The organism is Azonexus hydrophilus (genome assembly GCF_905120355.1).
Classification (GTDB): domain Bacteria; phylum Pseudomonadota; class Gammaproteobacteria; order Burkholderiales; family Rhodocyclaceae; genus Azonexus.
Window position 1 is genome coordinate 32,335 of record NZ_CAJHOB010000004.1, and the last position, 23,717, is coordinate 56,051.

Sequence of the window (23,717 nt, forward strand, 5' to 3'; positions counted from 1 at the left end):
TTGCGCCTCCTTTTATCACTTGAGCCAGTGCTTAGGCGCCGAGCTTGGCCTTGGCTTGGGCGGCCAGGGCAGCGAAAGCCGGCTGGTCAAAGACGGCCAGATCGGCAAGAACTTTGCGGTCGACTTCGATGTTGGCTTTCTTCAGGCCGTTCATCAGGGTGCTGTACTTCATGCCCAGTTCGCGGGCGGCAGCATTGATACGGACGATCCACAGCGAACGGAACTGACGCTTGCGCTGACGGCGGTCACGGTATTGATACTGGCCAGCCTTCATCACCGCCTGTTTGGCGACGCGATAGACGTTCTTGCGGCGACCGCGATACCCCTTGGCCTGGGCGAGAACTTTCTTGTGACGGGCGCGAGCGGTTACACCACGTTTAACTCGGGACATGTGTGATCTCCTTAAGCGTAGGGCAACATGGCGCGCACGGCGGCGACGTCACGCTCATGAACGGCAACTGCACCACGCAGCTGACGCTTGTTCTTGGTGGTCTTCTTGGTCAGGATGTGACGCTTGAAGGCTTGGCCGCGCTTGACGGTACCGCCAGCGCGAACCGAGAAGCGCTTCTTGGCGCCGCTCTTGGTCTTCATCTTGGGCATTTAATGCTCCTTAATGGCATGCCGTCAGGTGGTTTTCGACGAAAACGCTTGCTTTACCCGAAAGCACTTATAAAAACAACGAACTACTTACTTACTTTCTTGGCCGGGGCGATGATCATGATCATCTGCCGTCCTTCCATCTTTGGCATCTGCTCGACTTGGCCCACGGCCTCGAGATCTGCTTTGATCCGTTCCAGCTGGCGCATGCCGAATTCCTGGTGGGCCATTTCACGACCACGGAAGCGCAGGGTAACCTTGACCTTGTCGCCTTCTTCCAGGAAGCGCGTCATGTTGCGCAGCTTGATCTGGTAATCGTTTTCGTCGGTACCCGGGCGCAGTTTGACTTCCTTCACCTGCACCTGTTTCTGCTTCAGCTTGGCTTCGTGGGCGCGCTTCTGCTCCTGGTATTTGAACTTGCCGTAATCCATGATCCGGCATACCGGTGGCTTCGCTGTAGGGGCGATTTCAACCAGATCGACACCCGCCTCTTCGGCCATCTGCAGCGCCTGGCGCAGATTGACGATGCCTAGCTGTTCCCCGTCCAAACCCTGGAGACGAATCTCCGCGACTGTTATCTCATCGTTGATACGATGGGCCTTGTTCTGAGCTATGGTAAAACCCCCGAAAATTCAATAAATTAAGCCGTGCCACTGCGCGAAGCGACTTCCTCTTGAAGCCGCTCGATCAGCGCCTCGACCGTCATCTGACCGAGATCCTGACCTCCGCGTGTACGCACGGCAACCAGTCCGTCCGCCTTTTCTTTATCGCCCACAACGAGCTGATAAGGCAGCCGGTTCAAGCTATGTTCGCGGATTTTATAGGTAATTTTCTCGTTGCGCAAATCCGCTTCGGCCCTGAAGCCAGCCTGGTGCAGCTTTTGCGCCACATCTGCAGCGTAATCAGCCTGTTTTTCCGAGATGTTGAGCACCACCGCCTGCACTGGTGCCAGCCAGAGGGGGAGTGCGCCGGAGAAGTTTTCGATCAGGATGCCGATGAAGCGTTCGAGCGAGCCCAGAATGGCACGATGCAGCATGACTGGAACTTTGCGCTCATCGTTGCCGGCTACGTATTCCGCCCCCAGACGACCGGGCATGGAAAAGTCGACCTGCATGGTGCCGCATTGCCAAGAACGGCCGATGGCATCCTTGATGTGGAATTCGATTTTCGGGCCATAGAAAGCGCCTTCGCCGGGCAGTTCCTCCCATTCCAGGCCGGAGGCGCGCAGGCCGGCACGTAATGCATTCTCGGCCTTGTCCCAGATTTCATCCGAGCCGACGCGGCCTTCCGGGCGCAGGGCCAGCTTGACCGCGACTTCAGTAAAGCCGAAATCGGCGTAAACCTTTTTTACCAGGGCATTGAAGGCGGTGACTTCGGATTCGATCTGATCTTCGGTGCAGAAAATGTGGCCGTCGTCCTGCACGAAGCCGCGTACGCGCATCAGGCCGTGCAGGGCGCCGGTAGGTTCGTTGCGGTGGCAGGAGCCGAATTCGCCGTAGCGTAGCGGTAGTTCGCGGTAGGAGCGCAGGTCGGAGTTGAAGACCTGGACGTGTCCTGGGCAGTTCATCGGCTTGACCGCGTAGTCGCGGTTTTCCGACGCTGTCGTGAACATGTTGTCCTTGTAGTGCTCCCAGTGGCCGGATTTCTCCCACAGGCTTTTGTCGAGAATTTGCGGGCAGCGGATTTCCTGATAGCCATTGTCGCGATAGACGCGGCGCATGTAGCCCTCGATTTCCTGCCATACCGCCCAACCCTTGGGGTGCCAGAAGACCAGTCCGGGTGCTTCGTCCTGCATGTGGAATAGGTCGAACTGCTTGCCCAGGCGGCGGTGGTCGCGCTTTTCGGCTTCTTCCAGCATGTGGAGGTAGGCGTCGAGATCTTCCTTCTTGGCCCAGGCGGTACCGTAAATACGCTGTAACTGTTCGTTACGGTGGTCGCCGCGCCAGTAGGCGCCGGCCACCTTCATTAGTTTGAAGATCTTGAGTTTGCTGGTTGAGGGTACGTGTGGGCCGCGACATAGGTCGATGAAATCACCTTCACGGTACAGCGAAACCTGCTGGTCGGCGGGAATGGCCTCGATCAATTCAGCCTTGTATTTCTCACCCATGTCGAGGAAGAACTTGACGGCTGCGTCGCGACCCCAGACTTCGCGGGCAACGGGAATGTCCTTTTTTGCCAGTTCGGCCATGCGTTTCTCGATGGCGGCCAGGTCTTCCGGGGTAAATGGGCGTTTGTAGGCGAAGTCGTAGTAAAAACCGTTGTCGATGACCGGGCCGATGGTGACCTGCGCCTCCGGGAACAACTCCTTGACGGCGTAGGCGAGCAAGTGCGCGGTGGAGTGGCGGATGATTTCCAGTCCGTCGGCATCCTTGTCGGTGACGATGGCGAGATCGGTGTCTTCTTCGATGCAGTATGAGGTGTCGACCAGCTTGCCATTGACCTTGCCAGCCAGGGCGGCTCGCGCCAGGCCGGCGCCGATGCTGGCTGCGACTTCAGCGATGGTCACCGGCTGGGGGAAACTGCGGACGGAGCCGTCAGGGAGTTTGATATCGGGCATGGCAACGACCTCTGGGCGATCTTGGTGGAATTCCGGGCGAAAAAAAAGTGCGGTCTGAGCCGCACTTTTTTTGGATGAACGAAGCCGACTCGAATCAGAGTTTCTGAACTGCAGTGCAAGTTCGGAAAGTGTTCAATTTGGCTCCATCAGGAATTTGGTAGGCGGTATTGGAATCGAACCAACGACCTCCACGATGTCAACGTGGCGCTCTAACCAACTGAGCTAACCGCCTGCAGAAGAAGCGCGCATTTTAGAGAGATCTTTGTTGCTGTCAAGGTTTTCGGCAAAAAAATTTGCCGCACAGTAAGATGGTGGTCTCTCATTTACCTGTGCGATTACATATGGGCTGGTATGTTTTCGGGTTGTGCGCGCTGACCCTGATCGGCGCGACCTTGCCGTTATTATACGAGCGCCACCGGAAGCGCCCGCCACCTGTTATCAAGAAGAAATCTCATGGAAAAACGTCTGACCAACCTGGAAATCAAGATCAGCTTTGCCGAGGAGCAGATCGACGCCCTGAATAAGCTGGTGTATCAGCAGCAGCGCCAAATTGAGTGGCTGGTGGGCGAATTGCGGCAATTGCAGAGTCGTGCCGAGCAGGGGCAGCCCGGTGAGTGGCGTAGTCTGCGTGACGAAATTCCGCCGCATTATTGAGTGCTGAATGGGGGTATTGCGCCTCTTTGGGTAAATGGTCAGACCAGAAAAATCGCGGCTGATGAGGGGCTGAACGCGGCGGAGGCGGTGAGCTTGCGAGCCAGGCAATCTCCTTGGGTTCAGGGGATGGTTAAATAAATCACTGAAAAACAATAAGATATTTGACAACCCTGCTTTTGCTGATGGCGCGTTGCGGCAGAATTTCGAAAATCATCTTGCCTTGAGTGAAAAGCTTCCCTAGAATTTCGCGGTCTTACCAGATCTTCTGGTCTTACCAATTTTCACTGTCGCCGCCATGAGCAAGCTGCAAGTGCCCCGTGTTTCCGATGCGGTGGCTACCACTCTCGAGCAACGCATTCTCGAAGGTTCATTGAAGCCGGGCGATCGGCTGCCTGCTGAGCGTGAATTGGCGGCAGAGTTGGGGGTGTCGCGGCCGAGTCTGCGTGAAGCGATTCAGAAGTTGGCTTCAAAAGGTCTGCTGCGTAGTCAGCAGGGCGGTGGCACCTATGTTACGGGCGCGCTGCAGGCCAGTTTTCTCGACCCATGGCAGGCCATGGTCGGTTCCTATCCCAATTTGCGCGAAGATGTTCTGGAGTTACGCCGCACGTTGGAAGGGCAGGCTGCCGAATGGGCGGCCGAGCGTGCGACTGAGGCCGATTTGCTGCGCTTGACGCAAGCCTTTGAGCAGATGCAGAAGGTCGCTGATGCGCCTGAAATTGCGACCCGTGCGGCGGCAGATATCGCTTTTCATCAGGCGATTGGCGAAGCTGCCCACAATGCGCTCATCGCCCATCTTTCCGTAGTGCTGCTGCGCTTGATGCGGGACAGCATCGAGCTCAACCTGGGTGAACTCAAGGATGTCGCGGCGGCTGGCCGCCTGCTTGCCAGTCAGCATGCGGCCCTGTATTCGGCCATCTGCGAACGCAAGCCGCAGGCGGCGCGTGCTGCTGCCGAAACACACATCGATTTTGTGCGTGAAACCCTGGCGCAAACCCTGCGTTCTGTTGCCCGCCGCGAAACCGCAGAGCGCCGGCTGGCGGTGGAGTTTCGGGAATGAGTGGAGCGGGGTTGGGTAAGCAAATACGTCGATCGCATTTGCTGCTGCCGCGTGTTTGTGCTGGTGGTTTCACGCCGGTGTGGTCTGGTTTTTATTTTTGATCTTCTAAGCCAAAGGAACTGTCATGGAACAGCTTGTCATCCCCTTCGAAAAACTGCGCATGACTGACGTAGACCAGGTCGGCGGCAAGAACTCGTCGCTCGGCGAAATGATCTCGCAGCTCGCCGACACCGGCGTCCGCGTGCCGGGCGGCTTCGCCACGACGGCGCATGCCTACCGCGAGTTCCTGGCCCAGTCCGGCCTCGACAAGAAGATCAACGACACGCTCGATGCGCTCGATGTCGATGACGTCAACGCCCTGGTCAAGACCGGTGCCGAAATCCGCCAGTGGATCCTCGACACGCCGTTCCCGATGGACCTGACCATCGCCATCACCGAGCAGTACCAGCGCCTGGTCGCCGAATCCAACGCCGACATGTCCTTCGCCGTGCGCTCCTCGGCCACCGCCGAGGATCTGCCGGATGCTTCCTTCGCTGGCCAGCAGGAAACCTTTCTGAACATCGTCGGCCTGGAAAACATCATGCACGCGATCAAGGAAGTCTTTGCTTCCCTGTACAACGACCGTGCCATCTCCTACCGCGTGCACAAGGGCTTCGTCCATGCCGACGTCGCGCTCTCCGCCGGCATCCAGCGCATGGTCCGCTCCGACAAGGGCGCCGCCGGCGTGATGTTCACGCTCGACACCGAATCCGGCTTCCGCGACGCCGTCTTCGTGACGTCTTCCTACGGGCTGGGCGAAACGGTGGTGCAGGGCGCCGTCAATCCGGACGAGTTCTACGTGCACAAGCCGATGCTGGAGCAGGGCAAGAAGGCCGTGATCCGCCGCAACCTCGGCTCGAAGATGATCAAGATGACCTTCGCCGCCGAGAAGGTCGCCGGCAAGTCCACGGTCACCGAAGAAGTGGAAGAATCGCTGCGCCACCAGTTCTCGATCAATGACGAAGAAGTCATGGAACTGGCCCGCTACGCCCAGATCATCGAAAAACACTACGGTCGTCCGATGGACATCGAGTGGGGCAAGGACGGCGTCGACGGCAAGCTCTACATCCTGCAGGCCCGCCCGGAAACCGTGCAGTCGCAGGCTGCCGCCGGCAAGCAGGAGAAGTTCAAGCTGAAGTCCTTCTCCAAGGTGCTCGCCTCCGGTCGCGCCATCGGCCAGAAGATCGGCGTCGGCCCGGTGCGCATCGTCAAGGACCCGAAGGAAATGGACCAGGTCAAGCCGGGTGACGTGCTCGTCGCCGACATGACCGACCCGAACTGGGAGCCGGTGATGAAGCGCGCCTCCGCCATCGTCACCAACCGTGGCGGCCGTACCTGCCACGCCGCGATCATCGCCCGCGAACTGGGTATCCCCGCCATCGTCGGCTGCGGCGACGCGACCGAAACGCTCAACGAAGGCGACACCGTGACGGTTTCCTGCACGGAAGGCGACACCGGCCACGTCTATCGCGGCAAGCTCGATTACGAAGTCACCACCCGCGACATTTCGGCCATGCCGGACGTCCCGGTCAAGGTCATGATGAACGTCGGCAACCCGGAACTGGCCTTTGAATTCGCCCAGCTGCCGAACGCCGGCGTCGGTCTGGCCCGCGTCGAGTTCATCATCAACAACGTCATCGGCATCCACCCCAAGGCGATCCTCGACGTCGAGCGTCTGCCGGCTTCGAAGCGCGACGAGATCAAGCGGCGCGCCCGCGGCTACGCCAGCCCAAAGGACTTCTTCGTCGAGAAGCTGGTCGAGGGTGTGTCCACCATCGCCGCCGCCTTCTGGCCGAATCCGGTGATCGTCCGCCTGTCCGACTTCAAGTCCAACGAGTACCGCAAGCTGCTCGGCGGCGAGCTGTACGAGCCGGAAGAAGAAAACCCGATGCTCGGCTTCCGCGGCGCTTCGCGCTACATCGCGCAAAGCTTCCGCGACTGCTTCGAGATGGAATGCCGCGCCATGAAGCGCGTGCGTGAAGAGATGGGCCTGACCAACGTCCAGCTGATGGTGCCCTTCGTGCGCACCGTCGGCGAAGGCCAGGCGGTGGTCGACCTGCTCGCCGAACACGGCCTGAAGCAGGGCGAACACGACCTGAAGCTGATCATGATGTGCGAAATCCCGTCCAACGCCCTGTTGGCCGACGAATTCCTGCAGATCTTCGACGGCTTTTCGATCGGCTCCAACGACCTGACCCAGCTCAGCCTCGGCCTCGACCGCGACTCCGGCCTAGTCGCCAACCTCTTTGACGAACGTGACCCGGCGGTCAAGAAGTTGCTGGCGATGGCCATCTCCGCCGCCAACAAGGCCGGCAAGTACATCGGTATCTGTGGCCAGGGCCCATCCGACCACCCGGACCTCGCCGAGTGGCTGATGGATCAGGGTATCAGCTCGATCTCGCTGAACCCGGATACGGTGGTGGATACCTGGATGCGCCTGGGGGAACACAAGAAATCCTGATGTTTCAAGTGGTTACTGTGAGCTAATAAGATCAGCAAGGCCGGGAGCGATCCCGGCCTTGCTGCGTTTTGGCCTGTCTTATTGTGCGAACACTGCTCGAACCAACAGACTTTACTGTGTGTGGCACAATCACCCCCTTCTTTTTTTGAGCTGGGTCATGAAAAAAGTATTCCTGATTCTGGGGCTGATCGTGCTGGCGTTGCTGCTGCCGTTCTTTTTTACCGATGTCGGTCGCCACGAGGGGGCTGATCATAATGTCGGTCTGCCGTGGCAGATCCAGGTGGATGGGACGGGTAGCAGTCAGGTTTTTGGGGTGGTGCTGGGGCGCGACCGGTTGGGCGACATGCTTTCGGTGCTGGGGGCTGAGCCGGAGTTGGCCATCATTGCTGCGCCGGGTGAGGCGGGGAGTCTGGAGGCGTATTTCAGCGAGTTGCGCCTGGGCTTTGTGCTGGCCAAGGTGGTGTTGACGCTCGAGGCGACGCCGGAGACGCTGGTTGCCATGGCCGAGCGGGCGCCGAAGGCGGAATACATGGAGAGTTCGACGCGCAAGATTCGTCTGGCTCCTGACGACCGGGCGCTGGCGGAAAGCCTGCCGGTGCAGGCCATCAGTGTGATCCCCACTGTCAATCTGGACGAGGCGACCCTGATCGAGCGTTTTGGTACGCCGGGGGAGCGGCTGCCCGTATCTTCTGAGCGGGTGCATCTGCTGTATGCGGATAAAGGGCTGGATATCGTGGTCGATGCGCAGGGTAAGGAACTGCTGCAATATGTGCCGCCGCGGGATTTCGCGCGCTTGCGCGAACCTTTGCGGCAAGCGGAAAGCGTGCCGGATGCCACGCGCTGAACGCTTGATCTGCTAGAATTTCGCACTTTTAACCGACCGCCCTACTGGAGTAAACATGGCAATCGAACGCACGCTGTCCATCATCAAACCTGATGCCGTCAAGAAAAACGTCATCGGCCAGATCTATTCCCGCTTCGAAGCTGCTGGCCTGAAGGTCATCGCCGCACGCATGACCTGGCTGTCGGCGCAGGAAGCTGGTCAGTTCTACGCCGTGCACAAGGATCGCCCCTTCTTCAAGGATCTGGTTGAGTTCATGACGTCCGGTCCGGTGATGATTCAGGCGCTGGAAGGCGAAAACGCCATTGCCAAGAACCGCGAGCTGATGGGCGCCACCGACCCGAAGAAGGCTGAGCCGGGTACCATCCGTGCTGACTTTGCTGAATCCATCGATGCCAACGCCGTGCATGGTTCCGATGCGCCGGAAACGGCTGCCGTGGAAGTGGCTTTCTTCTTTCCGGGCATGAATACCTACGCTGGCCGCTGAGCCGCGAAGCCGTACTAGATGACTGTCAATCTGCTGGATTACGATGCCGCCGGCCTGACTGCCTGGTTTGCCGAACAAGGTGAGAAACCGTTTCGGGCCAAGCAGGTGTTGCGCTGGGTGCATCGTTCCGGCGTGGCAGACTTCAATGCCATGACCGATCTCGCCAAGAGCTTGCGCGACAAGCTCTTGCAGCGGGCGGTCGTGGCGCCGCCGGCCGTTGTTTCGGACAAAATTTCGGATGACGGGACGCGCAAATTCCTGATTGACGTGGGGAATGGCAATGCTGTCGAGTCGGTGTTCATTCCCGAGGACGAGCGCGGCACCCTGTGTATTTCGACGCAGGCGGGTTGTGCGCTGGATTGCGCATTCTGCTCCACCGGCAAGCAGGGCTTCAACCGCAACCTGACCGTGGGCGAAATCATTGGTCAGCTGTGGCAAGCCAACAAGGCGCTGGGCGCTGTGCATGGTAACGAGCGGGTCATCTCCAATGTGGTCCTGATGGGCATGGGCGAGCCGCTGGCGAATTACGAAAATACCGTCACTGCCTTGCATCTGATGCTTGATGACAATGCCTATGGTTTGTCGCGGCGGCGGGTGACGGTGTCGACTTCCGGTCTGGTGCCGGTGATCGACCGGCTGCGCGAGGATTGTCCGGTGGCGCTTGCGGTGTCGCTGCATGCGCCCAACGACGCATTGCGCGACCAGTTGGTGCCGATCAACCAGAAATACCCCTTGCAGCAATTGCTGGCGGCGTGTCAGCGCTATCTCACCAAGGCGCCGCGTGATTTCATTACTTTCGAGTACACCATGCTGGCCGGCGTCAATGATAGCGATGCCCAGGCCCGCGAATTGCTTGCGCTGGTACGTGATGTGCCGTGCAAGTTCAACCTGATTCCGTTCAACCCCTTTCCGGGGTCGCCGTTCCGCCGTTCGCCGGCTGATCGGGTGCGCCGTTTCGGCGAAATTCTGCTGCAAGGCGGCATCGTCACCACGACCCGCAAGACCCGTGGCGATGACATCGATGCCGCCTGCGGACAACTGGCTGGCCAGGTTCAGGACAAGACCCGGCGCCGGCTGGAGAGAATCATTCCCGTCCAGGAGTCCAGTGAATGAAAAATATCGTGTCGTCCCTGCGTCTGTGTGTTTCTCTGGCGGCTTTGGCCGTCTGCCTGCCGCTTGCTGCCCAGGCGCAATATGATTTTTCCAAAGTGCCCACGACCGGGGCGGGCGGTACGATGATGAACGACGGCCGCAGCAGTGAGCCGACGCCGGCTGATCCCCGGACGCGGGCGCGGATCCATACCGAACTGGGGGCGCTCTACTTTCAGGAGGGCAATCCGGCAGCGGCGATTGATCATCTGAGCATCGCGATCCAGGTTGATCCGGATTACGCGACCGCACTCAGTGTGCGCGGTCTGGTGCTGGCGGATCTAAAGGAATTTGCCAAGGCTGACGCCGATTTCAGCCGTGCCTTGTCGCGGGCGCCAAATGATCCGGAAATCAACAACAACTACGGCTGGTTCCTCTGCGAAACCGGCAAGGTGCGTGAATCGGTGGCGTATTTCGAGCGGGCGCTGCGTGATCCGCTCTATGAGACGCCGGATCGCGCCCATACCAACGCCGGCAATTGCCTGTTGCGTATTGGTGAGCTGGAGAGTGCCCAGCGCCATTACCTGCAGGCCGTACGCTTGTCGCGCACTGGTGCGGTGCCGGCGCGGCTGGGGCTGGCGGACATTTTTTTCCGGCAGGGAAATGCTGATGAGGCACGAATTTATCTGAATGATGCGTTGCGCATGATGGAGCCCGCGAGCCCGGCGGCGTTGTGGTTGGGGTTGCGAATCGAGCGCAAGGCAGGTAACCGGTCGGCGGAAAGCAGCTTTGCGGCGCAGTTGCGTGGTCGCTATCCGACGTCCGAGGAATACCAACAATTCCTTAAGGGAAATTTTGAATGAGTGAAGCACAGGCGCTAGTCGATGACGCAGTCACGCTCATCGTCGATCATGCCCCGCAATCGGTAGGCCAGGCCTTACGTCAGGCGCGAGAGGCGCGGCAACTGCCGTTGGCAGACGTTGCGCGCGCGCTGAAGTTGGGTGAGCGTCAGTTGACCGCGCTGGAATCCGATCAGTGGTCGGAGTTGCCCGGCGCAACCTTCGTCCGTGGGTTTGTACGCAACTACGCCCGTTTGCTGGCGCTCGATGCGGCCCCCTTGATGGAAACGCTGGATCAGCAACTGGAAAAACCGGTGACCAAACTCAATATTCCGGCCTCTGCGCCGGCTGAGCCGGCCGCTGGTGTGAGCAAGAAAAACGACCGCTCGGTGATGACGCTCGGCCTGTTGCTGCTGCTGGTGGCCGTGCTTGGTTATTTTCTGTTGCCGGGTGACTGGAACATGCTGCAGGGACGCATTCTGGCCTTGCTGCCGGAGCGGGCGCCGGCGGTGGCCACGGTGCAGGAAGAAAAAGAAGCAGAGCCCTTGTATCCCCCAGGGACCAGCAATCAAGAGTTGATTGCGCCCGTGCCGGAAACTACACCGGAAGCTGCAGCGGAAAGTCTACCTGCAGCAGCGCCGCCGCCTGCCACCACCCCGGCCGTGAGCGCCGTGCCAGTGGAGACCACGCCGGGGGCCGCGGCGCTGGCCGCGAAGCATGCGGCCACCTTACGTTTTGTGGTGAGCAAGGAAGCCTGGATCGAAGTGCGCGACAGCGAGCAGAAAGTCGTGTTCTCACAGCGGCTGGCGCCTGGTAGCGAACAGCAGGTACAGGGCCAGGGTCCCCTGTCGGTGACGGTGGGCTACGCGCCTGGCGTGCAGCTCTTTTTGCGCGGTCAGCAGGTTGATCTGGCGCCACACAGCCGTGGTGATGTCGCCCGTCTGGTTCTGGAGTAAGCCTTGAGTTTTGCAGCAAAGCGCCCCACGCGCGTCACCCAGATTGGTCATGTCCGCCTTGGCGGCGACGCGCCGGTAGTCATTCAATCAATGACCAATACCGATACGGCGGATTATCTGGCAACCGCCATTCAGTGTGCCGAACTGGCGCGAGCCGGATCGGAACTGGTCCGGATCACCGTCAATTCGCCGGAAGCCGCCGCTGCCGTGCCCTTGATCCGAGAACATCTGGACCGCATGAATTGCGCGGTGCCGTTGATTGGTGATTTTCACTATAACGGCCATCGCCTGCTGACCGAGCATCCGGCCTGTGCCGAAGCGCTGGCCAAATACCGGATCAATCCCGGGAACGTCGGTTTTGGCAGGAAGAAGGACGAGCAGTTCGCCCAGATGATCGAACTGGCCTGCCGCTATGACAAGCCCGTGCGCATCGGCGTTAACTGGGGCAGCCTCGACCAGGATCTGCTGGCGCGCCTGATGGACGAGAATTCACGGCTGGCGCAGCCGCTCGATGCGACCGACATGATGCGCCACGCGATGGTGGTGTCGGCCCTGGAATCGGCCGCGAAAGCTGAAGAGATCGGCATGGCGGGGGAAAAGATCATTCTCTCCTGCAAAGTCTCGAGCGTGCAGGATTTGATTGCCATTTATCGCAAGCTCGCCGAGCGCTCCGACTACGCCCTGCATCTGGGGCTGACCGAGGCCGGCATGGGCTCGAAAGGCATCGTTGCCTCGACGGCGGCACTGGCAGTGCTGCTGCAAGAGGGGATCGGCGACACCATCCGTATTTCGCTGACGCCGGAGCCCGGAGGCGCGCGGACGCAGGAGGTGATTGTTGCCCAGGAAATCCTGCAGACCATGGGTTTGCGTGCGTTTACCCCGATGGTGGTGGCCTGTCCGGGATGTGGCCGCACCACCAGCACCTTGTTCCAGGAACTGGCCGGCGAGGTGCAGGATTTCGTGCGCGCCCGCATGCCGGAGTGGAAATTGCACTATGACGGCGCCGAAACCATGACGGTCGCCGTCATGGGCTGCATCGTCAACGGGCCGGGCGAGTCGAAGCACGCCAATATCGGCATTTCCTTGCCCGGAACCGGCGAGGCGCCCGCCATGCCGGTGTTTGAAGACGGGCAAAAAACCACGACCTTGAAGGGCGAGAACATCACCAGCGCATTCAAGGACATCATCGAGCGCTATGTGGCGCGTACTTACAAGAAGAAATTGTCAGCATGAGTCAGAGTTTGCAGGCCGTGCGCGGGATGAACGACATCCTGCCGGAAGAAGCGGCATTCTGGGAGTTGTTCGAAGACGCCATCCGCAGCTGGTTGAAGGGCTACGGTTACCGGCCCATCCGCATGCCCATTGTCGAGCCGACGCCACTGTTCAAGCGGGCGATCGGGGAAGTGACCGATATTGTCGAGAAGGAAATGTATTCCTTCATCGATGGCCTCAATGGCGAAGCCCTGACCCTGCGCCCGGAAGGCACGGCCGGTTGCGTGCGGGCGGTGATCGAGCACAACCTGGCGGCCCGGCAGACCCAGCGGCTGTATTACATGGGCCAGATGTTCCGCCACGAGCGGCCGCAGAAGGGGCGCTACCGGCAGTTCCATCAGGTCGGGGTGGAAACCTTCGGCATGAGCGGACCGGATATCGACGCGGAACTGATCCTGATGGGCGCCCGGCTGTGGGACGACCTGGGCCTGGAAGGCATCGAATTGCAGTTGAACAGTCTGGGCCAGCCGGCCGAACGGGCGGAACACCGCGCTGCGCTGATCGCCTATTTCGAGCAGCATCAGGAGCATCTGGACGAAGACGCCCGGCGGCGTCTGTACACCAATCCCCTGCGCATTCTGGACAGCAAGAACCCTGCCTTGCAGGACATCTGCGCGGCAGCGCCGAAATTGATTGACTACCTCGGCGACGAATCGCTGGCGCACTTTGCCGGCGTGCAGCAGATCCTGCGCGACGCCGGTCTGCCATTCACCATCAACCCCCGCCTGGTGCGCGGGCTGGACTACTACAACCTGACCGTCTTCGAGTGGGTGACCGACAAGCTGGGGGCCCAGGGTACGGTCTGTGCGGGTGGGCGTTACGACGGCCTGGTGGAACAGCTGGGTGGTAAATCGACGCCAGCCTGCGGCTTTGCCATGGGAGTGGAACGGTTGGTGGCCCTGATCCGTGACGCCGGCGGCGCACCGACGGAACCCGCACCCGACGTGTACGTCGTGCATCAGGGCGAAGCCGCCGGGCGGCTGGCGTTCCGGGTGGCGGAAGGGCTGCGCGATCAGGGGCTGGACGTGCTGCTGCACTGCGGTGGCGGTTCGTTCAAATCACAGATGAAGAAAGCCGATGGCAGCGGTGCCGGTTTTGCGGTCATCATCGGTGACGATGAGGCCGCGACTGGCGAAGCGCAGCTGAAGGCGCTGCGCGATAGCGCATGGGAACAACGTAAAATGAACGTCGATGCATTGGCCGGCGCCATCATCGACCATATGGTCGACGCCGGCGAGGAGGAATAAACATGGCGCATTATGATCTCGAAGAACAGGAACAGATCGACACTCTGAAAACCTGGTGGAAGATGTACGGCAATCTGGTCACCTCGCTGCTGACCGTGGCGGCTCTGGCCGTGCTGGGATGGCAGGCGTGGAACTGGTACCAGAACAAACAGGCGGTAGAGGCGGCGGGTGTGTTTGCCGCACTGGAGCAGGCCGTCGCGGCGGGCGATGCGCAGCGGATCAAGGCGACAGCCGGTGAACTGACGGCAAATTATGGCCGGAGTGCCTATGCCGGTCTGGGGGCCTTGCTGGCGGCGCGTTATTCCTTCGATCAAGGTGACCTGAAAACCGCCAAGGCGCAGCTGGCCTGGGTGGCCGATAACGGCAAGGACGAATTGCGTGAACTCGCCCGCCTGCGTTTGACTGAAGTATTGATTGATGAGGAAGCCTACGACGAGGCCTTGCAGCGCCTGAGCGTGGCCGCACAACCTGCGTTTGCCGCGCGTGCCCTGGAGTTGAAGGGTGATGTACTGAGCACGCAAGGCAAATCCGCTGAGGCGCGTACGGCGTACCAGGCGGCGCTTGATGCCGGGGGCAAGGCCATGGAAGGCCCGGTACGCGAAATCCTGCAGCAGAAACTCGACGCGCTCGGCGTTGCCGCCGCAGGGGCGGCAGCATGAGGCGCCGGACATTGCCGCGTCATCTGCCGTGGCTGGTGGCGGCAGGATTGGCGATGGCTGGCCTGAGCGGCTGCTCGACCATTTCCAATACGCTGGATGCCATGAATCCTTTTGCCTCCTCCGGCCCGAAAATGTCGCCTTTGCCGGAAATCAAGGAGGCGGGTAGCAGCCGTAGCCTCTGGTCGCAGCGTGTCGGTGCAGCCGACGATTACGTGTTCTCGCCGGCAGAAGCCGGCGGTGCCGTTTTTGCTGCCGACCGCAAGGGGCAGTTGTATCGTTTTGAAGAAGGCAAGCTGAGCTGGAAAATCAACGTCGGTCAGCCGCTTTCGGCGGGGGTGGGCGCCGACCGTCAGGTCGTCGTGGTCGGTACGGCCAAGGGGGATGTGCTGGCATTTGCGGCGGATTCCGGCAAAGCGCTGTGGCAGGCCAAGGTGTCGAGCGAAATACTGGCGGCTCCCACGGTCGAGGGTAACAGTGTTGCCGTACGTAGCGGTGACAACCGCCTGTTCCTGTTCGATGCGCAAACCGGCGCCCGGCGCTGGGTGTATGAGCGGCCGATGCCGATTCTCGCCGTGCGCGCCACCGGGCGTCCGGTGTTCGCCGAACGCTATGTTCTGGCCGGTTTCCCCGGCGGCAAGCTGGTGGCGGTAGCGCTGGAAAACGGTGCCCAGGTCTGGGAAGGCGCCGTGGCGCAACCCAAAGGCGCCACCGAACTGGATCGGGTTGCCGATGTGGTGGCACCGCCGGTGCTGGAAGGCGGGCAGTTGTGCGCGGTGGCCTTCCAGGGGCGGGTGACCTGCTTCGACATGGGGCAGGGCGGGGCCATTGTCTGGTCGCGCGATATTTCCTCGGCGCGTGGTTTGGCACTCGATGGCCGTTACCTGTTCGTGACCGATGACGAAGGTGTGGTCTATGGCCTCGATCGCCTGTCGGGCGGCAGCCTGTGGAAGCAGGACAAACTGCGGCATCGTCTGGTGACGGCGCCGGTAGTGCATGGCGACAGCATCGTCGTGGCCGACGGTGAAGGCTACGTACATTTTCTGTCGCGAGAAGAGGGCGCTTTCGTGGCCCGCATCAAAACTGATGGCAAGCGGGTCGATGCCGCGCCACAACGCCTGAGCAACGGTGCCGTGCTGGTGCAGACGACAGGCGGTGACTTACGGGCGGTCAGCAGCCAATGAAACCTACTCTTGTTCTTGTCGGCCGTCCCAATGTCGGCAAATCGACCCTGTTCAACCGCCTGACCAAATCGCGCGATGCCATTGTGGCCGATCTGCCGGGGCTGACCCGCGACCGTCACTATGGGCATGGCAAAGTGGGCAAGAAACCGTTCCTGGTCGTTGATACCGGCGGTTTCGAACCGCTGATCAAGGATGGCATCCTGCACGAAATGGCGCGCCAGACCGAGCAGGCCATTGTCGAAGCCGATGTGGTCGTGTTCGTGGTCGATGGTCGCACCGGTCTGACGCCGCACGACAAGGAAATTGCCCAGTTGCTACGGCGCAGCGAGCGGCCGGTGCTGGTGGCCGTGAACAAGGCTGAAGGCATGGTTGCCGGCATGGTTGAGGCCGAATTCCATGCGCTGGGTCTGGGCGAACCCATGGCAATTTCGGCAGCGCACGGCGAAGGGGTCCGACATCTGGTCGAACTCGCCCTGGCGGATTTTCCCGAACCGGAAGACGACGAATGGCATTCCACGTCCACCCGCGTGGCCATCGTCGGCCGCCCCAACGTCGGCAAGTCCACGCTGATCAATACGCTGCTCGGCGAAGAGCGGGTGATTGCCTTCGATGCGCCGGGGACCACCCGTGATTCGATCGAGATCGATTTCGAGCGCGGCGGCAACTCTTACGTACTCATCGACACCGCGGGGATGCGCAAGCGGGGCAAGGTATTCGAGGCCATCGAGAAGTTCTCCGTGGTGAAGACCCTGCAGGCGATCGAAGATGCCAACGTGGTGATTCTGATGGTCGATGCGCAGGCCGATATTTCCGATCAGGATGCGCACATTGCCGATTTCATCGTGCAGTCCGGGCGTGCCCTGGTGGTGGCGGTGAATAAATGGGACGGTCTGGATGGCTATGTGCGCGAGCAAACGCGGCTGACGCTGCAGCGCAAGCTGAAATTCCTTGATTTTGCCAAATTCCACTTCATCTCGGCGCGTGACAACATCGGTTTGGGCAATCTGTTCCGCTCTGTCGATGCGGCTTACGCGGCCGCCATGACCAAGTTGTCAACGCCGCGTCTGACCCGCGTCCTGAGTGATGCGATCGCCCGCCAGGCGCCGCCAAAGCATGGCCTGTTCCGGCCCAAGCCGCGCTATGCCCACCAGGGTGGCTCCAATCCGCCGATCATCGTCATCCACGGCAATGCGGTCGATCAGATCGGCGACAGCTATCGCCGCTATCTTGAACATACCTTCCGTGACGCCTTCCACCTGCAAGGCACGCCGTTGCGCATCCAGTTTGTGGCGGCGAAAAATCCCTATGCTGACAAGGAGGGGCGTTAAAACAGAGTCATTACAAAAATACCCACAACAATTCTAATTTTTTTGGGTACATTAACCCCCTCATAACAACACACATGGAGTCCACACCATGAGCAACAAAGGGCAACTTTTACAAGACCCCTTTCTTAACGCCTTGCGCCGCGAACACATCCCGGTCTCGATTTACCTGGTCAACGGCATCAAACTGCAAGGTCAGGTCGAGTCTTTCGACCAGTACGTCGTCCTACTGAAGAATACCGTGACCCAGATGGTGTACAAACATGCCATCTCGACGGTCGTGCCGGCGCGCCCGGTCAATCTCCAGCAAGAGCAGGCCGCAGAATAGGCCCGCTGGCAGCACTGCCCCGCAGCGGCGGGGCAGCTTTCGTTTACTCTGGCTTGATTCATGTTTGAACGCCCCGCCGCCGGCGAGCGTGCCGTTGTCGTGCAACTCGATTTCGGGCAGGCCGATGTTGACGAACAACTCGAAGAATTACGCTTGCTGACTGCGTCAGCGGGCGGTCTGATTGTTGCCGAAGTGCGTGGCAAGCGCCACAGCCCCGATCCCAAGAGCTTCGCTGGAAAAGGCAAGGTGGATGAAATAGCCGCCATGATTGCTGCCACCGAGGCGCAATTGGTGATTTTCAACCATCCTTTGTCGCCGGTGCAGCAGCGTAACCTGGAAGGCGCCCTGAAATGCCGGGTGGTGGATCGTAACAGCCTGATTCTCGACATCTTTGCCCTGCGTGCCGCCAGTGCCGAGGGCAAGCTGCAGGTTGAACTAGCGCAACTTGAACATTTGTCCACCCGGCTGGTGCGCGGCTGGACCCACCTTGAGCGTCAGCGCGGCGGGATCGGTCTGCGCGGCCCGGGTGAAAAGCAGCTCGAAACCGATCGCCGCCTGCTGGGGGGGCGGGTCAAGCTGCTGAAGGATCGGCTGAAGAAACTGGCCCGGCAACGCGGTGTGCAGCGCAAGGCGCGCCGCCGCGGCGATGTGCTCAATGTCTCCCTGATTGGTTATACCAACGCGGGTAAATCCACGCTGTTTAATGCCCTGACTCGCGCGGGCGTCTATGCGGCAGACCAGTTGTTTGCCACGCTCGATACGACTTCGCGCAAGCTGTGGGTTGAAGGCGCGGGCAATATCGTGATTTCCGATACGGTCGGATTCATCCGCGACCTGCCGCATGCCTTGGTGGATGCCTTTCATGCCACGCTGGAAGCGGCGACTGATGCCGACTTGCTGTTACATGTGGTCGATAGTGCCAGCCCGGCGCGCGACGAGCAGGTTGCCGAAGTCAACAAGGTGCTGGCCGAGATCGGCGCGGCGGAAGTGCCGCAACTCGTGGTCTGGAACAAGATCGACCTGACCGGCGTTGAGCCGGGAGAGGTGCGGGACGAGTATGGTAATATCGCCCGCGTTCGTTTGAGCTCGCGCAGCGGCGCTGGTCTGGATATCTTGCGTGCGGCGCTGGCCGAGTACGCGCAGGCCAAGACCGAATTACGCAATCATTTTGCAGGCGGCGCTGACGTTGGCGAACACGAATCCTGCTGAACATAACGGATATTAATTTTCCCTGATTCTTATGATTCCAAGTCTAGGTATGCTCATGTCCATCAACGATCCACAATGGGGTAATCGGGGTGACGGCGATGATTCCGGCGGCAAGAAACCCCGTCGACCGAATGATGGTCCGCCTGATCTGGAAGAACTGTGGCGTGATTTCAACCGCAAGCTGAGTGGCATGATGGGCAAGAAACAGGGCGGCGGTAATTCCGGCAATGGCGGCGGACCGCGCCTGCCCGAAGTCGATTTCAATTCGAAATTGTTCGGTGGCGGTATCTGGTTGCTGCTGGGGTTGATCGTGGTGGTCTGGCTGGCTTCCGGGTTTTACATCGTCGACGCGTCGCAGCGCGGCGTGGTACTGCAGTTCGGCAAACGTCTGGAAACGACCGAACCCGGTCTGCGCTGGCGCCTGCCCTACCCGATCCAGTCGCATGAACTGGTCAACCTGACCGGTGTGCGCACGGTGGAAATCGGCTATCGCGGCAGTGAGCGCAACAAGGTGCTGAAAGAAGCCTTGATGCTCACGGACGACGAAAATATCGTCAACATCCAGTTTGCCGTGCAGTACATCCTCAAGGACCCGGTCGAGTACCTGTTCAACAACCGCCACCCCGACGAAACCGTGGTCGGTGCGGCGGAAACGGCAGTGCGTGAAATCGTCGGCAAGAGCAAGATGGACTTCGTCCTCTATGAGGGGCGCGAACAGATCGCCACCGAGGCGGCGCAGCTGATGCAGGCCATCCTTGACCGCTATCAGGCGGGTATCCTCATCTCGAAAGTGACCATGCAGAATGCCCAGCCGCCCGAGCAGGTGCAGGCGGCCTTCGATGATGCCGTCAAGGCCGGTCAGGATCGGGAACGGCAGAAAAATGAAGGCCAGGCCTACGCCAACGACGTGGTGCCGCGGGCCCGGGGTACGGCTGCCCGTCTGCAGGAAGAGGCGCAGGGTTACAAGCAGCGTGTGATTGCCAATGCCGAAGGTGATGCGTCGCGTTTCCGCCAGATTCAGGCCGAATACGCCAAGGCGCCGGAAGTCACCCGCCAGCGCATGTATCTGGACACCATGCAGCAGATTTACAGCAACACCACCAAGATCATGGTGGACGCCAAGGGGCAGGGGAATTTGCTCTATCTGCCGCTGGACAAGCTGATGCAGGCGACAGCCGCGGTGACTGCGCCGCGTAGTGCCGCCGAAGCAGTTGCGCCAGCCGCGACCGGCAACCGCCCGGCCTTCAGCGGCGAAGTGCCGCCGCAGATGGAGGGCAGCCCCAATTTTTCCAGCAGGGAGGGGCGGACTTCGCTCTCTTCCCGTGAACGGGAGACACGCTGATGAGTCCGCGTCTGAACATGATTATTGGCCTGGTGGCACTGATTCTGGGTGCCGTGGCGATGTCCGTCTTCACGGTTGACCAGCGGCAATATGCCCTGGTGTTCCAGCTGGGCGAAGTAAAGCGGGTGATTACCGAGCCCGGGCTGCACTTCAAGCTGCCCCTGGTGCAGAACATACGTTTCTTCGATAACCGCATCCTGACGCTCGAAAGTGCCGATCCGGAACGTTTTATTACCTCCGAGAAAAAGAACGTTCTGGTCGATTCCTTCATCAAATGGCGCATTGTCGATCCCAAGTTGTATTACATGTCGGTCGGTGGCGATGAAATGCGGGCGCGGACCCGTCTGAGCCAGACGGTCAACGCCGGCCTGCGCGAGGAGTTCGGCAAGCGTCTGGTGCATGACGTGATCTCCGGTGAGCGTGACAAGATCATGGATCGCATGCGCGAAAAAGCCGATATCGATGCTCGCCGCATCGGCGTCAAAATCGTTGACGTGCGCCTGAAACGCGTCGAATTGCCCGATGAAGTCAGTGGTGCCGTCTATAGCCGGATGGAAGCCGAGCGTAAGCGGGTGGCCAATGAGCTGCGTTCGGAAGGCGCGGCGGAAGCCGAGAAGATTCGCGCCGACGCTGATCGTCAGCGCGAAATCATCGTCGCTGAGGCCTATCGCGATGCCCAGAAAGTGAAGGGCGAGGGTGACGCCAAAGCTGCGGCGCTGTATGCCGAAGCCTTCAGCAAGAGCCCCGAGTTTTACGCCTTCTACCGTAGTCTGGAAGCGTACCGCAACAGCTTTGCCAGCAAGAACGACGTGCTGGTGGTGGAGCCGAATTCCGATTTCTTCAAATACCTGAAGAACCAGGGTAAATGACCTCCTCACTGCTGCTGGCTTTTGCCCTGATGCTGATTCTTGAGGGCGCGATGCCCTTTATCGCTCCGGCTGCCTGGCGCGAAACCTTTCGCCGTCTGACGCAGATGTCGGATGGTCAGATTCGTTTTATTGGCCTCAGCTCGATGCTGATCGGCCTGATTTTGGTGATGATTTTTTCATGAACTGGTTGCTCCCCGAATACCTGGCGGACGCGCTGCCCGCTGAAGCCGCCCAGATCGAGCGCCTGCGTCGCTCCCTGCTCGATCACTTCCGGTTGCATGGTTACGAACATGTCATGCCGCCCCTGATGGAGTATCTGGAGTCGCTGCTCACGGGCACCGGCCATGACCTCGATCTGCGCACCTTCAAACTGGTCGATCAGTTGTCCGGCCGCAGCATGGGGGTGCGTGCCGATATGACGCCGCAGGCAGCGCGTATCGATGCCCACCTGCTCAATCGCCCCGGGGTGACCCGCCTGTGCTATTGCGGCAGCATCCTGCATACCTTGCCCGCCAATGTGTCGGTGAGTCGCGAGCCGTTGCAGATCGGTGCCGAACTGTACGGCTATGCAGGCGGCGCGGCCGACCTCGAAATCATGCGCCTGATGGCGACAGCCTTCGCCCATGTCGGCCTGCCGCTGGCGCGCATCGATCTTGCCCATGCCGGCATTTTTGAAGCCCTGGTGACTGCTGCCGGCTTGCCGGAAAGCCAGGAAAGTCAGCTGCTGGCCTTCTTGCGTGACAAGGATGAACCTGCCCTGGCCGAAGCTTTGGCGGGTGTGGCGTCGCCCTGGCGCGAAGCCCTGGCCGCCTTGCCCCGTCTTTATGGCGGCGCCGAAGTCATTGAGCGTGCGGCAGCGGTGCTGCCCGCTTTGCCTGCCATCGAAGAGGCCTTGTCGCGTCTGCGCTATGTGCTGCAACAAGCGCCGGAACTGCCGTTCTCGATTGATCTGGCCGATCTGCGCGGCTATCACTACCACAACGGCATTGTTTTCGCTGCCTACTGCCCCAACTATCCTGCGGCCATCGCCTTAGGCGGACGTTACGACGGTGCTGGCGAGGTGTTCGGTCGGGCACGTCCGGCAACCGGCTTTTCTCTCGATTTGCGTGAAGTGGCACGCTTGGCGCCGCGCCGGGTCGGCAACAAGGCCATTCTGGCGCCGCACGCAGGTACAGATGCCGGCTTGGCGGCAGAGATTGTCCGTCTGCGTGCAGCAGGCGAAATTGTGGTTGAGTTATTGCCCGGCGAAACGAATTGCGAAGCGCCGGCGTGTGACCGGAAACTGGTGGCCGTTGGTGGTCAATGGCTGATCGAAGCTATTCTAGAGGACTGAAAAACATGACCAAGAATGTCATCGTTGTGGGCACGCAGTGGGGCGACGAAGGGAAGGGCAAGATTGTCGACTGGCTGACGGACCACGCCCAGGGTGTCGTCCGTTTCCAGGGCGGGCACAACGCCGGTCATACACTCGTTGTCGGCGATAACGTCTATAAGCTTAATCTGGTCCCGTCCGGGATCGTGCGCGAAGGTATCGACTGCTATATCGGCAATGGCGTGGTGCTCGACATCCATCACCTGATCGCCGAGATTGCAGAATTGGAAAAAGGCGGTATCGACGTTCGCTCGCGCCTCAAGATCAGCCCGGGTTGCCCGCTGATCCTGCCCTATCACTCGGCCATCGACAAGGCACGGGAAGCGGCCAAGGCCAGCGACAAGAAAATTGGTGCCACCGGCAAGGGCATTGGCCCGGCGTATGAAGACAAGGTGGCCCGGCGTGGTCTGCGGGTCTATGACCTGTTCCACCCGGAACGCTTCGCCGAGAAATTGCGCGAGGTGCTGGAATACCACAACTTTGCCCTGACCCAGTATTTCAAGGCCGAGCCGGTCGATTTCCAGAAGGTGTACGACCAGGCCATGGCTGACGCCGAAATCATCCGCCCGATGGTGGTGGATGTGTCGGCCGCGTTGTATGAAGTGAATCAGGCCGGCGGCAAGCTGCTGTTCGAAGGCGCGCAAGGCACCCTGCTCGATATTGACCACGGGACCTATCCCTTCGTGACCTCGTCCAACTGCGTGTCGGGCCAGGCCGCTGCCGGCGCGGGGATCGGCCCCGGCATGCTGCATTACGTGCTGGGCATTACCAAGGCCTACTGCACCCGCGTGGGTGGCGGCCCTTTCCCGAGTGAGCTCGATATCGACACCGAAGGGACGCCGGGACATCAGATGTTTACCGTCGGTCAGGAGTTCGGTACCGTGACCGGCCGCAAGCGCCGTTGTGGCTGGTTCGACGCGCCACTGCTGCGCCGCTCGGCGCGCATCAACGGCCTGACCAGCCTGTGCATCACCAAGCTGGATGTGCTCGATGGCCTGAAAGAACTGAAAATCTGCACCGGCTACCGCCTGCACGGGAAGGACATTGACCTGCTGCCCATCGGGGCCGATGAAGTGGCCGCCTGCGAGCCGATCTACGAAACCCTGCCAGGCTGGGAAGGCAGCACCTTCCGCGTCAAGCGCTGGGAAGACCTGCCCGTCAATGCGCAAGCCTATCTGAATCGTCTGGAAGTCTTGTGTGGTGTGCCCATCGCCATCGTGTCGACCGGCCCGGAGCGCGACGAAACCATTCTGCGTGACCACCCCTTCAAATAAGGCAGCTTGCCTTGCCGAAAAAGCCGTTCAGTTTATTCTGGACGGCTTTTTTTTTCAGGAAG

Annotated in this window: 24 protein-coding genes and 1 tRNA gene; 20 read left to right on the forward strand and 5 right to left on the reverse strand. The window is 60.3% G+C overall.

Annotated elements, in window-relative coordinates:
- Window positions 1–31: 31 nt before the first annotated feature.
- The 5 genes from rplT to JYJ39_RS03985 form a co-directional block, all read right to left on the reverse strand.
- Window positions 32–391 (reverse strand): 50S ribosomal protein L20, encoded by a 360-nt coding sequence (rplT, locus tag JYJ39_RS03965; protein ID WP_205202236.1) that lies wholly within the window; start codon window positions 389–391, stop codon window positions 32–34.
- An 11-nt stretch (window positions 392–402) separates the two neighbouring features.
- Window positions 403–600: a 50S ribosomal protein L35 gene (gene rpmI / locus JYJ39_RS03970; protein WP_205202237.1), complete on the reverse strand. Its 198-nt coding sequence runs from the start codon at window positions 598–600 to the stop codon at window positions 403–405.
- Window positions 601–683: 83 nt separating this feature from the next.
- Window positions 684–1,229, reverse strand: a complete 546-nt coding sequence (infC, locus tag JYJ39_RS03975; RefSeq protein ID WP_430622463.1) for a translation initiation factor IF-3 — start codon at window positions 1,227–1,229, stop codon at window positions 684–686.
- An 8-nt stretch (window positions 1,230–1,237) separates the two neighbouring features.
- Window positions 1,238–3,154, reverse strand: coding sequence for a threonine--tRNA ligase (gene thrS, locus JYJ39_RS03980; RefSeq protein WP_205202238.1), 1,917 nt, complete (start codon window positions 3,152–3,154; stop codon window positions 1,238–1,240).
- 155 nt (window positions 3,155–3,309) lie between these two features.
- Window positions 3,310–3,386, reverse strand: a tRNA-Val gene (locus tag JYJ39_RS03985).
- Window positions 3,387–3,607: 221 nt separating this feature from the next.
- On the opposite strand from JYJ39_RS03985, the gene JYJ39_RS03990 reads away from it, so the two are divergent.
- From JYJ39_RS03990 to JYJ39_RS04085, 20 genes are all read left to right on the forward strand, one after another.
- Entirely contained in the window at window positions 3,608–3,808 is a 201-nt protein-coding gene (locus JYJ39_RS03990; RefSeq protein ID WP_205202239.1) for a SlyX family protein, read from the forward strand.
- A gap of 295 nt (window positions 3,809–4,103) precedes the next feature.
- Window positions 4,104–4,865 (forward strand): FadR/GntR family transcriptional regulator, encoded by a 762-nt coding sequence (locus JYJ39_RS03995; protein ID WP_205202240.1) that lies wholly within the window; start codon window positions 4,104–4,106, stop codon window positions 4,863–4,865.
- Window positions 4,866–4,989: 124 nt separating this feature from the next.
- Window positions 4,990–7,365, forward strand: a complete 2,376-nt coding sequence (gene ppsA / locus JYJ39_RS04000) for a phosphoenolpyruvate synthase (protein WP_205202241.1) — start codon at window positions 4,990–4,992, stop codon at window positions 7,363–7,365.
- 157 nt (window positions 7,366–7,522) lie between these two features.
- Window positions 7,523–8,209, forward strand: a complete 687-nt coding sequence (locus JYJ39_RS04005) for a hypothetical protein (RefSeq protein WP_205202242.1) — start codon at window positions 7,523–7,525, stop codon at window positions 8,207–8,209.
- Between the two features lie 55 nt (window positions 8,210–8,264).
- On the forward strand, window positions 8,265–8,693 hold the full coding sequence (ndk, locus tag JYJ39_RS04010) for a nucleoside-diphosphate kinase (RefSeq protein ID WP_205202243.1): 429 nt from the start codon (window positions 8,265–8,267) through the stop codon (window positions 8,691–8,693).
- Window positions 8,694–8,711: 18 nt separating this feature from the next.
- Window positions 8,712–9,806, forward strand: coding sequence for a 23S rRNA (adenine(2503)-C(2))-methyltransferase RlmN (gene rlmN, locus JYJ39_RS04015; RefSeq protein ID WP_205202244.1), 1,095 nt, complete (start codon window positions 8,712–8,714; stop codon window positions 9,804–9,806).
- A complete protein-coding gene (pilW, locus tag JYJ39_RS04020; RefSeq protein WP_240189532.1) occupies window positions 9,803–10,645 on the forward strand; it encodes a type IV pilus biogenesis/stability protein PilW in 843 nt (280 codons plus the stop codon). Before rlmN ends, pilW begins: the two co-directional genes overlap by 4 nt.
- The gene (locus tag JYJ39_RS04025) at window positions 10,642–11,577 is read left to right on the forward strand and encodes a helix-turn-helix domain-containing protein (protein ID WP_205202245.1); all 936 of its coding nucleotides are present in this window, start codon (window positions 10,642–10,644) and stop codon (window positions 11,575–11,577) included. The genes pilW and JYJ39_RS04025 overlap by 4 nt, the downstream gene beginning before the upstream one ends.
- A gap of 3 nt (window positions 11,578–11,580) precedes the next feature.
- A complete protein-coding gene (gene ispG / locus JYJ39_RS04030; RefSeq protein ID WP_205202246.1) occupies window positions 11,581–12,810 on the forward strand; it encodes a flavodoxin-dependent (E)-4-hydroxy-3-methylbut-2-enyl-diphosphate synthase in 1,230 nt (409 codons plus the stop codon).
- Window positions 12,807–14,096, forward strand: coding sequence for a histidine--tRNA ligase (hisS, locus tag JYJ39_RS04035; protein WP_205202247.1), 1,290 nt, complete (start codon window positions 12,807–12,809; stop codon window positions 14,094–14,096). Before ispG ends, hisS begins: the two co-directional genes overlap by 4 nt.
- Before the next feature lie 2 nt (window positions 14,097–14,098).
- Complete coding sequence (locus JYJ39_RS04040; RefSeq protein ID WP_205202248.1) at window positions 14,099–14,755, forward strand: YfgM family protein; 657 nt, start codon at window positions 14,099–14,101, stop codon at window positions 14,753–14,755.
- A complete protein-coding gene (gene bamB / locus JYJ39_RS04045; RefSeq protein WP_205202249.1) occupies window positions 14,752–15,936 on the forward strand; it encodes an outer membrane protein assembly factor BamB in 1,185 nt (394 codons plus the stop codon). Before JYJ39_RS04040 ends, bamB begins: the two co-directional genes overlap by 4 nt.
- Entirely contained in the window at window positions 15,933–17,264 is a 1,332-nt protein-coding gene (der, locus tag JYJ39_RS04050; protein ID WP_205202251.1) for a ribosome biogenesis GTPase Der, read from the forward strand. Before bamB ends, der begins: the two co-directional genes overlap by 4 nt.
- Before the next feature lie 88 nt (window positions 17,265–17,352).
- Complete coding sequence (hfq, locus tag JYJ39_RS04055) at window positions 17,353–17,589, forward strand: RNA chaperone Hfq (protein WP_205202252.1); 237 nt, start codon at window positions 17,353–17,355, stop codon at window positions 17,587–17,589.
- Between the two features lie 60 nt (window positions 17,590–17,649).
- The gene (gene hflX, locus JYJ39_RS04060; RefSeq protein WP_205202254.1) at window positions 17,650–18,798 is read left to right on the forward strand and encodes a GTPase HflX; all 1,149 of its coding nucleotides are present in this window, start codon (window positions 17,650–17,652) and stop codon (window positions 18,796–18,798) included.
- A gap of 55 nt (window positions 18,799–18,853) precedes the next feature.
- Entirely contained in the window at window positions 18,854–20,140 is a 1,287-nt protein-coding gene (gene hflK / locus JYJ39_RS04065) for an FtsH protease activity modulator HflK (RefSeq protein ID WP_205202256.1), read from the forward strand.
- Complete coding sequence (gene hflC, locus JYJ39_RS04070) at window positions 20,140–21,009, forward strand: protease modulator HflC (RefSeq protein ID WP_205202258.1); 870 nt, start codon at window positions 20,140–20,142, stop codon at window positions 21,007–21,009. Before hflK ends, hflC begins: the two co-directional genes overlap by 1 nt.
- Entirely contained in the window at window positions 21,006–21,191 is a 186-nt protein-coding gene (locus JYJ39_RS04075) for a DUF2065 domain-containing protein (RefSeq protein WP_205202260.1), read from the forward strand. The genes hflC and JYJ39_RS04075 overlap by 4 nt, the downstream gene beginning before the upstream one ends.
- Window positions 21,188–22,342 (forward strand): ATP phosphoribosyltransferase regulatory subunit, encoded by a 1,155-nt coding sequence (locus JYJ39_RS04080; RefSeq protein ID WP_205202262.1) that lies wholly within the window; start codon window positions 21,188–21,190, stop codon window positions 22,340–22,342. Before JYJ39_RS04075 ends, JYJ39_RS04080 begins: the two co-directional genes overlap by 4 nt.
- 5 nt (window positions 22,343–22,347) lie before the next feature.
- A complete protein-coding gene (locus JYJ39_RS04085; RefSeq protein ID WP_205202263.1) occupies window positions 22,348–23,655 on the forward strand; it encodes an adenylosuccinate synthase in 1,308 nt (435 codons plus the stop codon).
- The last annotated feature ends 62 nt before the right edge of the window (window positions 23,656–23,717 follow it).

Excerpts from the sequence above, each read along its gene's own strand:
- rlmN (WP_205202244.1), top strand. The coding sequence starts at position 8,712 with ATGACTGTCAATCTGCTGGATTACGATGCCGCCGGCCTGACTGCCTGG.
- JYJ39_RS04080 (WP_205202262.1), top strand. The coding sequence starts at position 21,188 with ATGAACTGGTTGCTCCCCGAATACCTGGCGGACGCGCTGCCCGCTGAA.
- pilW (WP_240189532.1), top strand. The coding sequence starts at position 9,803 with ATGAAAAATATCGTGTCGTCCCTGCGTCTGTGTGTTTCTCTGGCGGCT.
- thrS (WP_205202238.1), bottom strand. The coding sequence starts at position 3,154 with ATGCCCGATATCAAACTCCCTGACGGCTCCGTCCGCAGTTTCCCCCAG.
- hisS (WP_205202247.1), top strand. The coding sequence starts at position 12,807 with ATGAGTCAGAGTTTGCAGGCCGTGCGCGGGATGAACGACATCCTGCCG.
- ppsA (WP_205202241.1), top strand. The coding sequence starts at position 4,990 with ATGGAACAGCTTGTCATCCCCTTCGAAAAACTGCGCATGACTGACGTA.
- ndk (WP_205202243.1), top strand. The coding sequence starts at position 8,265 with ATGGCAATCGAACGCACGCTGTCCATCATCAAACCTGATGCCGTCAAG.
- JYJ39_RS04005 (WP_205202242.1), top strand. The coding sequence starts at position 7,523 with ATGAAAAAAGTATTCCTGATTCTGGGGCTGATCGTGCTGGCGTTGCTG.
- JYJ39_RS03990 (WP_205202239.1), top strand. The coding sequence starts at position 3,608 with ATGGAAAAACGTCTGACCAACCTGGAAATCAAGATCAGCTTTGCCGAG.
- rplT (WP_205202236.1), bottom strand. The coding sequence starts at position 391 with ATGTCCCGAGTTAAACGTGGTGTAACCGCTCGCGCCCGTCACAAGAAA.
- bamB (WP_205202249.1), top strand. The coding sequence starts at position 14,752 with ATGAGGCGCCGGACATTGCCGCGTCATCTGCCGTGGCTGGTGGCGGCA.
- hfq (WP_205202252.1), top strand. The coding sequence starts at position 17,353 with ATGAGCAACAAAGGGCAACTTTTACAAGACCCCTTTCTTAACGCCTTG.
- der (WP_205202251.1), top strand. The coding sequence starts at position 15,933 with ATGAAACCTACTCTTGTTCTTGTCGGCCGTCCCAATGTCGGCAAATCG.
- JYJ39_RS03995 (WP_205202240.1), top strand. The coding sequence starts at position 4,104 with ATGAGCAAGCTGCAAGTGCCCCGTGTTTCCGATGCGGTGGCTACCACT.
- JYJ39_RS04040 (WP_205202248.1), top strand. The coding sequence starts at position 14,099 with ATGGCGCATTATGATCTCGAAGAACAGGAACAGATCGACACTCTGAAA.
- rpmI (WP_205202237.1), bottom strand. The coding sequence starts at position 600 with ATGCCCAAGATGAAGACCAAGAGCGGCGCCAAGAAGCGCTTCTCGGTT.
- hflC (WP_205202258.1), top strand. The coding sequence starts at position 20,140 with ATGAGTCCGCGTCTGAACATGATTATTGGCCTGGTGGCACTGATTCTG.
- hflX (WP_205202254.1), top strand. The coding sequence starts at position 17,650 with ATGTTTGAACGCCCCGCCGCCGGCGAGCGTGCCGTTGTCGTGCAACTC.
- JYJ39_RS04085 (WP_205202263.1), top strand. The coding sequence starts at position 22,348 with ATGACCAAGAATGTCATCGTTGTGGGCACGCAGTGGGGCGACGAAGGG.
- JYJ39_RS04075 (WP_205202260.1), top strand. The coding sequence starts at position 21,006 with ATGACCTCCTCACTGCTGCTGGCTTTTGCCCTGATGCTGATTCTTGAG.
- JYJ39_RS04025 (WP_205202245.1), top strand. The coding sequence starts at position 10,642 with ATGAGTGAAGCACAGGCGCTAGTCGATGACGCAGTCACGCTCATCGTC.
- hflK (WP_205202256.1), top strand. The coding sequence starts at position 18,854 with ATGTCCATCAACGATCCACAATGGGGTAATCGGGGTGACGGCGATGAT.